At 60.5% G+C, this 14084-nt stretch carries 9 protein-coding genes and 2 pseudogenes; 9 read left to right on the top strand and 2 right to left on the bottom strand.

Translation table 11 applies throughout. The features are described from left to right. Positions 1-204: 204 nt before the first annotated feature. Positions 205-1593, bottom strand: a complete 1389-nt coding sequence (locus PJW05_RS03200) for an aminotransferase-like domain-containing protein (RefSeq protein WP_108240935.1) — start codon at positions 1591-1593, stop codon at positions 205-207. Positions 1594-2086: 493 nt separating this feature from the next. Here PJW05_RS03200 and PJW05_RS03205 point away from each other — a divergent pair. The 9 genes and pseudogenes from PJW05_RS03205 (at position 2087) to PJW05_RS03245 (ending at position 12721) form a co-directional block, all read left to right on the top strand. Beyond that, a pseudogene (locus PJW05_RS03205) lies at positions 2087-3488 on the top strand (amino acid permease). Between the two features lie 215 nt (positions 3489-3703). After that, positions 3704-5314: pseudogene (locus PJW05_RS03210) on the top strand (5-guanidino-2-oxopentanoate decarboxylase). A 137-nt stretch (positions 5315-5451) separates the two neighbouring features. After that, positions 5452-6642: a pyridoxal phosphate-dependent aminotransferase gene (locus PJW05_RS03215; RefSeq protein ID WP_108240824.1), complete on the top strand. Its 1191-nt coding sequence runs from the start codon at positions 5452-5454 to the stop codon at positions 6640-6642. After that, positions 6635-8053: an aldehyde dehydrogenase family protein gene (locus PJW05_RS03220; RefSeq protein WP_108240825.1), complete on the top strand. Its 1419-nt coding sequence runs from the start codon at positions 6635-6637 to the stop codon at positions 8051-8053. Before PJW05_RS03215 ends, PJW05_RS03220 begins: the two co-directional genes overlap by 8 nt. A gap of 296 nt (positions 8054-8349) precedes the next feature. After that, positions 8350-9108 carry a transporter substrate-binding domain-containing protein gene (locus PJW05_RS03225; protein ID WP_108240826.1) on the top strand — a complete coding sequence of 253 codons (759 nt, stop codon included), beginning with the start codon at positions 8350-8352 and terminating at the stop codon, positions 9106-9108. A gap of 61 nt (positions 9109-9169) precedes the next feature. Beyond that, positions 9170-9889: an ABC transporter permease gene (locus PJW05_RS03230; protein ID WP_108240827.1), complete on the top strand. Its 720-nt coding sequence runs from the start codon at positions 9170-9172 to the stop codon at positions 9887-9889. Further along, positions 9886-10590 carry an ABC transporter permease gene (locus PJW05_RS03235; RefSeq protein WP_108240828.1) on the top strand — a complete coding sequence of 235 codons (705 nt, stop codon included), beginning with the start codon at positions 9886-9888 and terminating at the stop codon, positions 10588-10590. Before PJW05_RS03230 ends, PJW05_RS03235 begins: the two co-directional genes overlap by 4 nt. A 49-nt stretch (positions 10591-10639) precedes the next feature. Continuing rightward, the gene (locus tag PJW05_RS03240; RefSeq protein ID WP_108240829.1) at positions 10640-11881 is read left to right on the top strand and encodes an FAD-dependent oxidoreductase; all 1242 of its coding nucleotides are present in this window, start codon (positions 10640-10642) and stop codon (positions 11879-11881) included. 60 nt (positions 11882-11941) lie between these two features. Further along, a complete protein-coding gene (locus tag PJW05_RS03245; RefSeq protein ID WP_108240936.1) occupies positions 11942-12721 on the top strand; it encodes an amino acid ABC transporter ATP-binding protein in 780 nt (259 codons plus the stop codon). Between the two features lie 635 nt (positions 12722-13356). Here the strand turns inward: PJW05_RS03245 and PJW05_RS03250 are convergent. After that, positions 13357-13941, bottom strand: a complete 585-nt coding sequence (locus PJW05_RS03250) for an amino acid synthesis family protein (protein WP_108240830.1) — start codon at positions 13939-13941, stop codon at positions 13357-13359. Between the last annotated feature and the right edge of the window lie 143 nt (positions 13942-14084).

Raw genomic sequence — 14084 nt, forward strand, 5'->3', positions numbered from 1 at the left:
GCGCTCTTCACGAGACCTTGTAGCTCGTAAAGGTAGGGCTGCTGGTGTTCAGCGGCAGGGGCGTGAGCAACACGCCAGAGCATGTCTCGCTGCTCTGCCGGAGAACGAGAGGGCGTCTTTGCTCATGCGCATCCGCCGGTGCGATCCGGAGCAGTGACCTGCAGCGCGAGGCCCTTTGGTCTGCGCGGCTATCCATTGTTGGCGTCAGTTCTGTCGAGCCAGGAATTCGTAGAGTCGCGCGTCCAATGAGTGGCCAACATTGAAGCGCATCCAAGGTACATTGCGGCCATCAGGCATAAACAGCTGGCCAGGGAACAGAAGGATCTTCGCTTCCTTGGCTTGCCGGGCGAGTTGCGTCGCGTCAGCCACTGCCCTGTGGCGGGCCCAGAGGAACATGCCGGCGTGCGGTTCGTGGAAAAGCTCCAGACCGGCCGCCTCAAGGCGCCGCGCCACGCTTTCGTGAGCCTCGCTGAGCTGTTCGCGCAGCTGGCGCACGTGTTTGCGTTGGCGGCCCTGGAGCAGAATGTCCAGAGCCAGAGTCTCGGTGAGCTCCGAACTGGTCAGGCCGCTAACGATCTTCAGCGGCACCAATTCCTCAATCAGCTCCGGGTGCGCTGCTATGAAGCCAACCCGCAGCGCAGGGGCAATTACCTTGGACAGGCTGCTGATGTAGATCACCCGTGCCAACTGATCGAGGTTAGCCAGCACCAATTGACCGGAGGGATCGAGGTCAGCGTAGATGTCATTCTCGACAATCAGGAAATCGTATTTCTCCGCCAATTGCAGCAAGCGATGGCTTGCAGCAAGGGACAGGCTGGTCCCGGTAGGGCTATGCAGTCGTGCCTGAGTGAAATAGACCTTCGGCCGGTGCTCGCTTGCCAGTTGCTCCAAACGCTCCAGGTCCAGGCCATCGACGGTGCGAGGAACACCCAGCAGCCGGGCACCCTGCAGGCGCAGGTTGAGGAAGAGGTGCTGGTATCCGGGCTCATCCACCAATACCGGATCGCCGCGTTGCACCAGGTACCGAACTGCCAGATCAAGCGCCTGGCTGGCACCGCTGGTCAGCAGTAGTTGTTCGGGACCGGCGGCAACTCCTGCGTCAGCCAGGCGGTCGGCAAGCTTGCCACGAAGGCGCTGGTTGCCTTTGCTCTGGCCGTAGTTGCCGTACTGAATAGGATTCTCGCGCGCCAGGCTCCGCAGGCCGCGCAACAGACCCTCACTGTCTATCCAGTGCTCGGGCAGAAGGCCAATGCCGGGGCGCAGTTCCATTCCAAGCGGTTGGAACGCCTTGTGCAACAGCAGGTGGGCATCGAAGTCAAACTCCGGAGCATCCTCCGCGTCGCGCGCATCCTCAGCGACCTGGCCGCGCACGTAATAGCCGGCATTGGGCACGGTGTTCAGGCAGCCGCGGGCCACGAGGCGATCGTAGGCCTCGGCAACGGTGAAGTGGCTAACGCCGTGGCTCTCGGCGAACTTGCGGATAGAAGGCAGCTTGGCCCCCGGACGTAAGCGCTGCTCATGGATGGCCAGCGCTATCCCCTCCACTATCTGAGAAACCAGAGGCGTGACCGAGGCGGGATCAAGCATTAACAACATAAAAACGTCCGTCGGCTGAATGTCAGAACTGTACAGGCTTGGCGACATGACAGCTCTGCTAGCAGTCCATCGTCGCTGTACATGGCGCGCCACGAGAAGTGGCAGCATTATCCAAGTCGTGCAGCGGCCTTACCGCAAGCTTGAGATGGAGGATCTGCCATGCGCGACACAGCTTACATTTTCGCTAAAGAATGGCCGGTCCACCATGACCGAGTCGCGTTGGGCTGCCTGATCTCATGCGGTCGCCGGATTGACCAGTTCTCTGCTTGATTCCCGGGCGAGGTGTCGCGCCTGGTTCACGGCTTCATTCCGCACCTGGCAATGATTCTGCGTAATCGAGGCGAGCTCGTCACCTAGCTTCGAATCGCCAAAGCCTTAAACAAGGCCCCTTGCCCTCTCGTGCAGCGGTCTTCTACCTGATTGGAGATAACAATAATGAGCCAGCGTAGAACTTTGGTTCTGTGCGTCTGCCGTTCTTCGGGGGCGCGTCATGTCTGAAGCGGTTGCTCGACCCCAGCTTGCGCGTGCACTGAAGAGTCGCCACATCTTCATGCTGTCTTTAGGGGGGCGTGATCGGTACCGGGCTGTTTATGGGGGCCGGAGTCACTATCAACCAGGGTGGTCCAGCTGGGGCCGTTTTGGCTTATCTGGTAGCTGGCCTATTGATGTACCTGGTGATGGCTTGTCTTGGTGAGTTGTCGGTGGAAATGCCCGTATCCGGGTCATTTCAGGCTCATGCAACGCGCTTTATCGGGCCGGCAACTGGTTTCATGATCGGTTGGGTTTACTGGATGAGTTGGGTTAGCACTGTCGGCTTGGAGTTCACTGCGGCCGGTATGCTCATGACTCGTTGGTTTCCTGATGTGCCTATCTGGGCCTGGTCGGGCTTCTTCGTTGTTGTGTTGTTCTCTCTCAATGCCTTGGCCACTCGCGCCTTCGGTGAGGCCGAGTACTGGTTTGCTGGTGTAAAGGTCGCAGCCATTCTCGCCTTCATTGTGATTGGTGTTCTGGTGATTTTCGGCGGCTTGCCGCTCAAGAGCGGCGAGCCAGCTCCGATGATGACAAACCTCATCGGCGACCAGCTTTTTCCCAATGGGCTGTCCGCTGTGTTCGCGGTGATGATGACCGTCGTATACGCCTTCCAGGGTTGCGAGATCATGGGTGTTGCTGCTGGAGAGACCGACAACCCAGAGAAAAGCATTCCGCGCGCGGTGCGTAATGTGGTTTTCCGCGTATTGATCTTCTACGTTCTGGCTGTTCTGGTATTGGCGGCCATTATCCCTTGGCAGCAGGCAGGGCTTGTGGAAAGCCCCTTCGTCCAGGTATTTGATCTGGTAGGAATTCCCTACGCCGCTGACATCATGAACTTTGTGATTCTCACCGCGATTCTCTCGGTGGGTAACTCCGGCCTGTACGCTTCCACCCGTATCCTTTGGTCCATGTCCAATTCTGGCATGGCCCCGCGCGGACTGTCGAAGCTCACCTCTCGCGGAGTGCCGATTTACGCGCTTCTGATCAGTTTGGCCTTCGCGCTGCTCTCACTGCTGACCAGCGTGGTAGCTGCTGACACATTGTTCATGGTGCTTATGGCGGTGAGTGGCATGGCCGGCACAGTGACTTGGATCGTCATCGCGCTGGCGCAATACCGCTTTCGTCGAGAGCATATGGCCAAGGGTGGAAGTGTCAGCGATCTGAAGTTTGCTTCGCCGCTGTTCCCAGTAATTCCGATAGCGTGCATCGGCCTCTGCAGCGTGCTCTTGATCTTCCTTGCTATCGACCCGGTGCAGCGCACCTCGTTGTACTGGGGCTGCGGCTTCATTGCAGCCTGCTACTTGGCCTACTACCTGCTCCGACGAAAACACTCGCAAGAGCTGGTCGCTGCTGAAGCGTGAGCGGTTACCCGCTCAACGGCGGCAAGCGCATGCCATTGAGCCGACTCTCAATGCAACGAGCTTCTGACCGATTCAGCCAGGCTGCAGCAGCCAAGGCTTGAACATATTCGATTAAACCTCATTCGTCCCCGCTTGGCTGTATAGCAGCATTGGTGGCGGGGGCGCTCTCATGGCTCATCGGAGAGCTGTAACAACAGCCGCGGAGATGTCTTTTTATGCAAATCGATAAGCCCCTCACTGGTGGTCAGGCCTTGGTTCGCCTGTTGGCCAATTACGGTGTCGACACTGTTTTCGGCATTCCCGGCGTGCACACGCTGGAGCTCTATCGCGGACTACCTGGTAGTGGCGTTCGACATGTCTTGACCCGTCACGAGCAGGGAGCTGCCTTTATGGCAGACGGTTATGCGCGTGTTAGCGGGAAACCTGGGGTGTGCTTCGTTATTACCGGTCCGGGTGTAACCAACGCAGCCACTGCTATCGGTCAAGCCTACGCTGACTCGATCCCAATGTTGGTCATTTCAAGCGTCAACCACACCGCCAGCCTCGGAAAGGGCTGAGGATGCTTGCATGAGACGCAAGACCAGCGAGCCATGACCGCACCGATCACTGCCTTTTCCGCAGTTGCGCTGACTCCAGAAGATCTTCCCGAGCTCATTGCTCGAGCTTACGCAGTGTTTGAAAGCGAACGTCCTCGTCCCGTGCATATCTCGGTGCCACTGGACGTGCTCGCAATGCCGATCGCTCGTGACTGGACCTGTGAGGTGGCACGTCGTGCCGAGCGTGGTCAGCCCAGCAGCGCCGCTCTGCGGGAGGCTGCCGAAAAACTTAATGCTGCACGCAGGCCGATGATCATCGCCGGTGGTGGTGCTGTGCACGCGTCCGAGGCGTTGACCGCGCTCAGCGAGCGCCTTGCTGCGCCGCTTTTTACGACTGTCGCGGGGAAAGGCATCGGCGCCTCAGAATCGCCACTCGCTGCCGGTGCAACGTTGTGCATCCAGGCGGGTTGGGACATGGTCGCTGAAGCTGACGTCGTGCTGGCAATCGGCACCGAGATGGCTGACACCGACTGGTGTCGTGATCGCCTGCCGCTTACCGGCGAGGTAATCCGCGTCGATATCGACTCTCGTAAATTCAATGACTTTTACCCAAGCGCAGTGGCTCTTCTGGGGGACGCGAAGGCAACTGCTGAAGCATTGCTCGCCGCTTTGCCTCCGATCGTGCGCGATGCTAGCAGCGCGACCAATCGTGTTGCACAACTGTGGCAGCAACTTGAAGTTGAGCTTGCGCCGTTGCAGCGGATCCATAAGGGAATCATTCAGCGGATCGTCGCCACCGTGCCGGACGAGGCGTTCATTGCCAGTGACATGACCCAGTTGGCCTACACCGCTAATTATCTGTACCCAAGCAAGGCCCCCCGTCGCTGGCTGCACCCCAATGGTTACGGCACCCTGGGCTATGGCGTGCCAGCCGGCATTGGTGCGAAGTTTGGCGCCCCCGACCGTCCAGGTTTGGTTCTGGTCGGCGATGGTGGGTTTCTCTACACCGCCCAGGACCTTGCCACTGCAACCGAGGAGCTGAACAGCCCGTTAGTGGTGTTGCTGTGGAACAACGATGCGCTGGGGCAGATTCGAGACGACATGATCGGTCGGGATATCGAGCCGATCGGCGTGCTGCCTCGCAACCCGGATTTCGCTCTACTCGCCCAGGCATACGGTTGTGTTCTGCGCCAGCCTCGGAACCTTGATGAGCTGGAAAGCTACCTGCGCGACGGCTTTGCCCATCCCGGTGTGACATTGATCGAACTGAGGCACGCCTGCGCTTGCTGAAGCGGTATTTTCCCGCCCCCGTCGAGTGCTTGGGGGGCGGGCAAACGAGAAGGTCGTCAGGTCATCCATAAAGGGCTTTCAACCATGCCTTTCCGTAGCGTCGCCCGGCCTGCCATAAAGTTCCTAGGAGATACCCAATGCGCTATTCAAATCTAACCCAACGCATCGCCGGCGATGGAGCCGCCGCGTGGACTATTCACTATCGTGCTCAAGAGCGTATCGAAAAAGGGGATGACATCCTTCTCCTGTCCCAAGGTGATCCGGACTTCGATACTCCTGCCCCTATCGTACAGGCAGCCATCGACAGCCTGCTGGCGGGTAACACTCATTACCCTGAAGTTCGTGGGCAGCGAAAGTTTCGCGAAGCGATTGCGCGCCGTCACACGTCTCGTAGTGGCCATGCAGTCGAGGCGAACAACGTCGTAGTCCTGGCTGGGGCGCAGTGCGCTCTCTACTGCGTAACGCAGTGCGTACTTAACCCCGGGGACGAGGTAATCGTCGCTGAGCCGATGTACGTCACGTACGAAGCGGTGTTTGGTGCTTGTGGCGCCAAGGTGATCCCAGTTTCGGTGCGTTCAGAGAATGGTTTTCGGGTGCAGGCAGAGGACGTTGCAGCACTGATCACGCCGCGCACCCGCGCAATAGCGCTGAACAGTCCGCATAACCCGTCCGGTGCGAGCTTGCCTCGAGCGACTTGGGAGGCGATAGCCGAACTATGCATCCGTCATGACCTATGGGTGATCTCCGACGAGGTCTATAGCGAGCTGCTTTACGATGGCGAGCACATAAGCCCTGCCAGCCTGCCGGGCATGGCCGAGCGCACAGCGACCATCAATAGCCTTTCGAAGTCTCATGCCATGACTGGTTGGCGGGTTGGTTGGGTCGTTGGGCCGTTGGAGCTTTGCGAGCACCTGGAGAATCTTGCTCTGTGCATGCTCTATGGTTCGCCAGATTTCGTACAAGACGCAGCCTGCACGGCGCTGGAGGCAAACCTGCCGGAAGTAGAGGCAATGCGTGATGCCTATCGTCAACGCCGTGACCTGGTCATCGATTGTCTGAAGGATAGTGCTGGCATTCGAACTGTCCGACCGGATGGGGGGATGTTCGTCATGGTCGACATCCGTGCCACTGGTCTCTCGGCGCAAGAATTCTCCAACCTTTTGCTGGATCACCACGGTGTGTCCGTACTGGCCGGCGAGGCCTTCGGCCCTAGCGCCGCCGGGCATATCCGACTGGGTCTTGTACTTGGCGAAGAGCCACTGCGCGAGGCCTGCCGGCGCATCGCCCTGTGCGCCGCGGATCTGTTGAAGGAGAAACGCTATGCATGATCGTCTGCAGCTATACATTGACGGCGCCTGGGTGGTACCGCAGGGGCCGGGTCTGGCCGAGGTGCAGAATCCAGACACCGAGGAGGTCATTGGCCGCGTGCCGCTGGGCGGTGAAGCCGACGTGAACCGCGCGGTAGATGCCGCTCGGCGAGCTTTCCCAGCCTGGTCGCGGACGCCTTCCAGTGTGCGTGCCGGCTACATCCGAGCCCTGGCCAATAAACTCAAGGCACACGCCGATGAGATGGCTGCACTGATCACCGCAGAGCTGGGCATGCCAGTTCAGTGGTGCCGTATGGTCCAAGTGGACGGGCCCATCCAGGGGTTGGAGAGTTACATTGACCAAGCCGCGCACATGGACAAGGTGCGTGAGGTGGGCAACTCGTTGGTGGTGAAGGAGCCGGTTGGTGTCTGCGCCTTCATCAACCCCTGGAATTACCCCCTGCATCAACTGATCGGTAAGCTCGCCCCGGCTTTGGCCGCCGGCTGTACAGTGGTGGTCAAGCCGAGTCAGGACACTCCGCTGCATGCTTTCTTACTGGCCGACATGATTCACGCCATCGGCCTGCCGGCAGGGGTTTTCAACTTGGTCAGTGGACCAGGCTCGAAAGTCGGCGAAGCCCTGGCGCGGCATCCTGAGGTGGACATGGTGTCCTTCACCGGCTCAACCGGCGCTGGCATCAAGGTGTCGGAAGCTGCAGCGCAGACGGTGAAGCGTGTGTGCTTGGAGCTGGGGGGCAAGTCGCCTTTCCTGATCACTGCGGATGCTGATCTGGACGCTGCCGTGCGCTTCGGTGTGCGGGACGTGATGATCAACTCCGGGCAGACCTGTACTGCGTTGACCCGCATGCTGCTGCCAGCCAGCCGCTATGCCGAAGCGCTGGAAATCGCGCGCGCTGAGGCTGAAGCACTGAAGCTGGGCGACCCGCTTAATGCAGAGAGTTTCCTCGGCCCAATGTGCTCAGCTGGCCAGCGCCGTACTGTCCTGGACTACATTCGGGTGGGCCAGGAAGAGGGCGCACGCATGATCTGCGGTGGTGCTGAACGACCATTCGGCCTCGATCGTGGCCACTACGTGCAGCCAACCCTTTTCGCCGACGTGAACAACCAGATGCGCATAGCCCGCGAGGAAATCTTCGGACCGGTGCTCTGCATGATCCCCTATGCCGATGAGGCCGAAGCGTTGCGCATTGCAAACGACTCGCCGTTCGGCTTGTCCAGTGCCGTCTGGGCTGGCGACCGGGAGCAGGGGCTGCATCTCGCTCGACAGATGCGTGCAGGCCAATGCTTCGTGAACGGCGGTGCCTTCAATTACCGGGCTCCTTTCGGCGGCTACAAGCAGTCCGGTAACGGTCGCGAGTGGGGTGAAGAAGGTCTGGCCGAGTTCGTGGAACACAAGGCCATCCAGCTCTGAGACAACGGAAATGCTCTGCGCAATCGTTCGTGATTGCTGGGCGTATCCATTGGGGCAAGGGCTGCCCCATCTGAAAAGTGGAGTGCTTGGTTCATGTCGGGAACCGAGCGTTTGCCGGCACGGGTCACCCTCATGCCGGCTCTTTGGGGTTCGTCACGGCCCCCCGAAGGTCCGTGACGAACCTTTTTTTTGACCTCAATCAGCAGAAAACAGCCAGGCGATTACCTCTGCATTCAGCTTTGGCTATGAGACGCGTCGTCCCGCGAGAACAACCCCAACAAAAAGAGGCAACACAGATGAAACGACTCACCCGTTTGGCACTGGTTTCCCTTGCATTCTGCGGCTTCGTCTCGAACGCCCAGGCTGAGACCCTGCGCATCGCCATGGATGGGACCTACCCACCCTTCAACTATGTGGACTCGAACAACCAGTTGCACGGCTTCGACGTGGACATCTCCAACGCTCTGTGTGCGAAGTTGAAGGTCGAATGCCAACTGGTAATCCAAGATTGGGACGGCATCATTCCCGCGCTGCTGGCCAAGAAATACGATGCCGTAGTTGCTTCCATGGCAATTACCGAGGAGCGTCAGAAGAAGGTAGCCTTCACCGACCACTACTACCGGACCCGTCTAGCCGTTGCGGTGGCCAAGGGTTCTGAGCTGAAGGACACCCGCCCCGAGAGCTTCAAGGGCCTGGTGGTCGGCGCCCAGTCGTCCACCACCCAGGGTATGTATGCCGAGGATGTGTTAGGTGCCGCCGGTGCTGAGGTGAAGCTCTACCCTAACCAGGATGAGGCACAGGCTGACCTGAATACCGGCCGCCTGGACGCCGTAGTCAACGACAAGTTCCCTCTGATCCACTGGCTGGCTAATGACGGCAAGGACTGCTGCTCCCTACTGGGCGACCTCCAGGGCTCCGACGACGACGTGGCCATCGCTGTGCGCCAGGATGACAACCTCCTGCGCGAGCGTCTGAACAAAGCCCTGGCGGAGATGGTCAAGGACGGCACCTACAAGCAGATCGCCAGCCGCTACTTCCCCTTCGACATCTACTGATCAAACGCCGCGTGCCCGGCTTCGGCCGGGCGCCTCGCGACCTCGATACGAGGCCTGAATTATGTTCGAGCAGTTGGCTCTCCTTTCCCTGGGTGAAGGCGGCTGGGGCATGGCCCTGCTGGCCGGTGCCCTGGTCACTCTTTCCTTGGCGCTGGCTTGCGTTCCGCTGGGGCTTTCACTGGGGCTGATCGTCGCCCTCGGTGCGCGTTCGCCCAGCCGCTGGCGGCGCGCTCTGTCTTCGGCATTCGCCACGGTGTTCCGTGGACTGCCGGAGCTACTGACACTGTTGATCGTCTATTACGGCTGCCAGATTGGCCTGCAGAAACTGCTGGCCCATTTCGGTCATCACACTGAAGTCACCTTCAATGCCTTCCTCGCCGCCATGGTCGCCTTTAGCCTGGTGTTTGCCGCCTTTTCCAGCCAGGTCTGGCTAGGTGCCTTCAAGGTGGTGGGAAAGGGTCAGTACGAGGCAGCCAAGGTGCTGGGGCTTTCGCGTGTGACTACCTTTTTCAAAGTGATCCTGCCGCAGCTGACCCGCATTGCCCTGCCTGGGCTTTCGAATAATTGGCTGAGCTTGCTCAAAGACACGTCTCTGGTGTCGACCATCTCTCTGGTGGACGTGATGCGCCAGACCACGCTAGCGGTGGGCGCCACCAAGGAACCGATGCTGTTCTACGGCTGTGCCTGCCTGATCTACTTGTTCTTCTCCGCCCTTTCCGGTCGCGTCTTCAGCTACGCCGAGAAGCGCTTTAGCCTTGGCCACAGGAGTCAACGCGCATGAGCGAATTCCTGCATTTCTTCGTCGATCCTGAACTGCTCGAGCGCTACGGCCCGGGTCTCCTCAACGGCCTTCTGGTGACCGCCCAACTCGTGGCAATTTCGTTCAGCCTGGGCCTGCTGTTGGGGCTGTTGCTGGCCCTAGCGCGCAACTCCGGCAGTCGCCTTCTGCGTGGCGTGAGCGGCGGCTACATCTACCTGCTCCGGGGAACGCCGCTGCTGGCCCAGTTGTTCCTGCTTTACTACGGTGTCGGCTCGTTCCGCGAGTTCTGGCAGGACGTGGGGCTCTGGTGGTTCTTTCGAGACGCCTGGTACTGCGCACTGCTGGCCTTCACTTTGAACTCCGCCGCCTACCAGGCCGAGATCTTCCGCGGCAGTCTGCTCGCCATCGCCCCCGGTCAGTACGAGGCTTGCTCGGCGCTCGGGCTATCCCGTGCCACCACCTTCTTAAAGGTGGTGCTGCCGCAATCGATGCTGGTGGCCATCCCGCCGCTGGGCAACGAGCTGATCCTGATGATCAAGGCCAGCGCTATTGCCTCCCTGGTGACCATCCACGACTTAATGGGCGTGGCCAAGGCGGGCTTCTCCCGCACCTTCGACTTTCAGCTCTACTTCTGGGCCGCGGTCCTCTATCTGGTGCTGGTCGAACTGATTCGGCGCGGTCTGCTACGGGCCGAGGGGCGCCTGGGCCGCCACCTGCACTAGTCATCACGAAAACGAAGCACCGTCAGGGTGCCAACCGAAGGACCCTTCCATGGACTGCGACATCCTTGTCCTGGGCGCCGGCATCGTCGGCGTCTCCACCGCCCTGCACCTGCAGGCGCGTGGTCGTGACGTCTGCTTGATCGACCGCGCCGAGCCGGGCTCGGGCACCAGCCACGGCAATGCCGGCCTGATCGAGCGCGCCAGTGTGGTGCCTTATGCCTTCCCACGCAGCTTCACGGCGCTGCTGCGCTATGGCCTAAACCGCCAGCCTGATGTGCGCTACAGCCCGGCGTACTTGCCGAAGATCGCTCCTTGGCTCGCGTCCTATTGGCACCACTCATCCGCGCACCGGCTGGAAGAGGCGTCCCGGGCCATGTTGCCGCTGGTAGAGCGCTGCGTGGCGGAGCATGACCAACTGGTGGCCGAGGCTGGGCTCGGCCATCTGATCCGCGCCCGGGGCTGGATGGACGTTTACCGCAGCCCCGAAGCCCTGGGCCAGGCGGCCAACGACGCTCGCGCCCTCGACCGTTTCGGCCTGCGCTTCGATGTGCTGGATGGGACCACTCTGCGCCAACTCGAACCACATCTTGGATCCGTCGCCGCCGGCGGCATCCACTGGCACGACCCGAAGACGGTGCTCGACCCCGGCGCGTTGGTGCGTGGTTACGCCGAGCTCTTCGTGCGTCGGGGGGGGCGCATCCTCAAGGGCGATGCCACTTCCTTGCGCCAGCAGGCCGGCGGCTGGCAGGTGCGTGCCGGCGACCGTGAGCTGCTGGCACGACAGACCGTGGTGGCGATGGGGCCGCAATCGGGTGATCTGTTCCGAGCCCTGGGCTATCGAATCCCGCTGGCGATCAAACGCGGCTACCACATGCACTACGCGCCGGCCGAAGGCGCTGAGCTGGGCCATTCCGTCTGTGATGCCCAAGGCGGCTACGTGTTGGCGCCCATGGCGCGGGGCATTCGCCTGACCACCGGCATTGAGTTTGCCCACCCAGACGATCCGGCCAACGAGATCCAGCTGCGCCGCGCCGAGCGCCTGGCCCGCGAGCTGTTCCCTTTGGGCCAGCGCCGGGACGCTGAGCCCTGGCTGGGGCGCCGTCCCTGCCTGCCGGATATGCGCCCGGTGATAGGCCCGGCGCCGGATCACCCGGGCCTCTGGTTCAACTTCGGTCACGCCCACCACGGCTTGACCCTGGGCCCGGTCAGTGGCCGCCTGCTGGCGGAGATGATGACTGGCGCCCGCCCCTTTACCGACCCGACTCCCTATGGCGCCCAGCGATTCCGCTGAGCGCCCGGGCCCACCGACTTGCCGATACGCAGCAAAGAGGACAAGAAAATGTTATCGAGCATGAAAGCCACCCCCGCCCAACCGCCCCACCTGACCGCCGCGCCACAGACGCCCGCGGTGGTGATTGAGGGCCTCGAGAAAAACTACGGTGACTTCACCGTGCTCAAGGGCATCGACCTAGTGGTCCGGCCGGGTGAGCGCATTGTCCTTTGCGGGCCCTCGGGCTCCGGCAAGTCCACCCTGATCCGCTGCATCAATCAGCTGGAGAGTGCCAGTGGCGGGCGTATTCTCGTCAACGGCTGCGACCTAATGGCCGAGCCCCGGCGCAGCGTCGACGTGCTGCGGGAGGTGGGCATGGTGTTCCAGCACTTCAACCTGTTCCCACACATGAGCGTCTTGGACAACTGCATCCTCGCGCCTATGTCGGTGCGCGGCCTCACGCGCGCCCAGGCGGAAGAGCGCGCCCGCGAGTACTTGCGCAAGGTCGGCATCGAGAACCACGCGCACAAGTACCCCAGTCAGCTTTCAGGCGGCCAACAGCAACGTGTGGCCATCGCCCGGGCACTGTGTATGGAGCCGAAGATCATGCTGTTCGACGAGCCCACCTCGGCACTGGACCCGGAAATGGTCGGCGAAGTGCTGGACGTGATGGTGAAGCTGGCGGGTAGTGGCATGACTATGCTCTGCGTGACTCATGAAATGGGTTTTGCCCGTCAGGTGGCCGAGCGGGTGTTGTTCCTGGAAGGTGGGCGCATCGTTGAGGACAGTCCGCCGGAAACCTTCTTCAGCGCGCCGAAAAGCGAGCGGGCGAAGGCTTTCCTTGCACAGATCCTGCACTGATCGGCATAACAGTGGCTGTTGGATGACTGTGCTGTGGCATTCGCAGAGGGGCGCGTAGCGTCCCCTTTTGACACGTCCGGCCGAGCTTGACAGCTCGGTTAATACGTATGGCTCACGATAGTCCTGGGACGTGCTGCTACCTGCTTGATTGGCTGCATTCAGGTTGGTAGCTCTGGCCAGCACTTCAACTCGTGGCTCTCAGCTACGGAAAGCTTCAAGGGCGGCGCGGCGAGCGATAGCCAGCCATGGCGGTGTTGAGGGGGCGACGGGCTTGGGCCTCAGAAAGAAAAGCCAGCCCCTTTCGCCGGGGCTGGCCGAGACCTAGTTACAACAACCAGTATGGGGGCCTGGGAGAGGATCGCTAGGGCAGCGGAAAGCAGTCTATGCCTAAAGATGCCATGCACGCATTGGCGTTCTCAGTAATGCGTCGTGCATAAGGCACCAGTTGTGGTGCTGCCAAGTTGACCAGGGGCGGGCATCAAACTTAGGAGTGGGCAGGGTATACCGTACCCACTCCTCACAAAACGAAGCGCGCAGAAAATGGCTGCTCGGGCATTGCGCGCCGAGACGGCATCGCCAATTCGAGATAGGAGTAACTAGCCCTCTGGCCCCTCGAGAGTACTGCACGTTCAGGCTTAAGCCTTCTCTGCAGCCATCTCTTCCATATCCTGGAAGCGATCACCGATACGTGGGTGGACACGTCCACCGTCGGCGGCACCGATGGCAATTACGATTTCATCAGGCGCAGGTGCATCTGCAATCTGGAAGGTCGAAGTGATGAAGTGCGAGCGTTTGCCAGACTCCGACTTATGGATCATCGGTACCGACAGCAAAGCACCAGGGCCGACGCGTGTGTTGATGAAGCTGAGGAAAGCGGTGCCTTCCACTGCCTCTCGGAACACATTACCGAAGCGCAGCGTGTGGATCAGCGCCGAAGCGTGCTCAATCTCGCCGTTTACCCCGACCACTGCCGCCTTGCCATAAGCCTGCACTCGATCTGCAGGCATGTGGCTAATCAGCTGTTGAGTCATGATCTCGCCTAACCCGGGCGCCAACCGAAGGATCTGAGGACGCAGATCCTCTACAAAACCTTGACCTGCCCATGGGTTGCGAACGACAGCGGCCACCACGACTGAGGTGATAGGCCGCTCAGCATCCTTGCCGCCCTCGTTGTATGTCGTCTCGATAAATGTGGCGATTTTTCGAATGTCAGCCTTCATTGAAGCCTCCAAGTGCTAGGGGGAAGTCGTTGTGTGCGTCCAGCAACTGGAGCAATGCTATCCACCGATGAATAGGAAATCTTCCGCCGGTTCGGCGGAAGATTCTTTTATTTTTCCTATGTTTTCGGGTAGGTTTCGAAAGA

It is taken from the genome of Pseudomonas sp. Q1-7 (assembly GCF_028010285.1).
Taxonomy (GTDB): domain Bacteria; phylum Pseudomonadota; class Gammaproteobacteria; order Pseudomonadales; family Pseudomonadaceae; genus Metapseudomonas.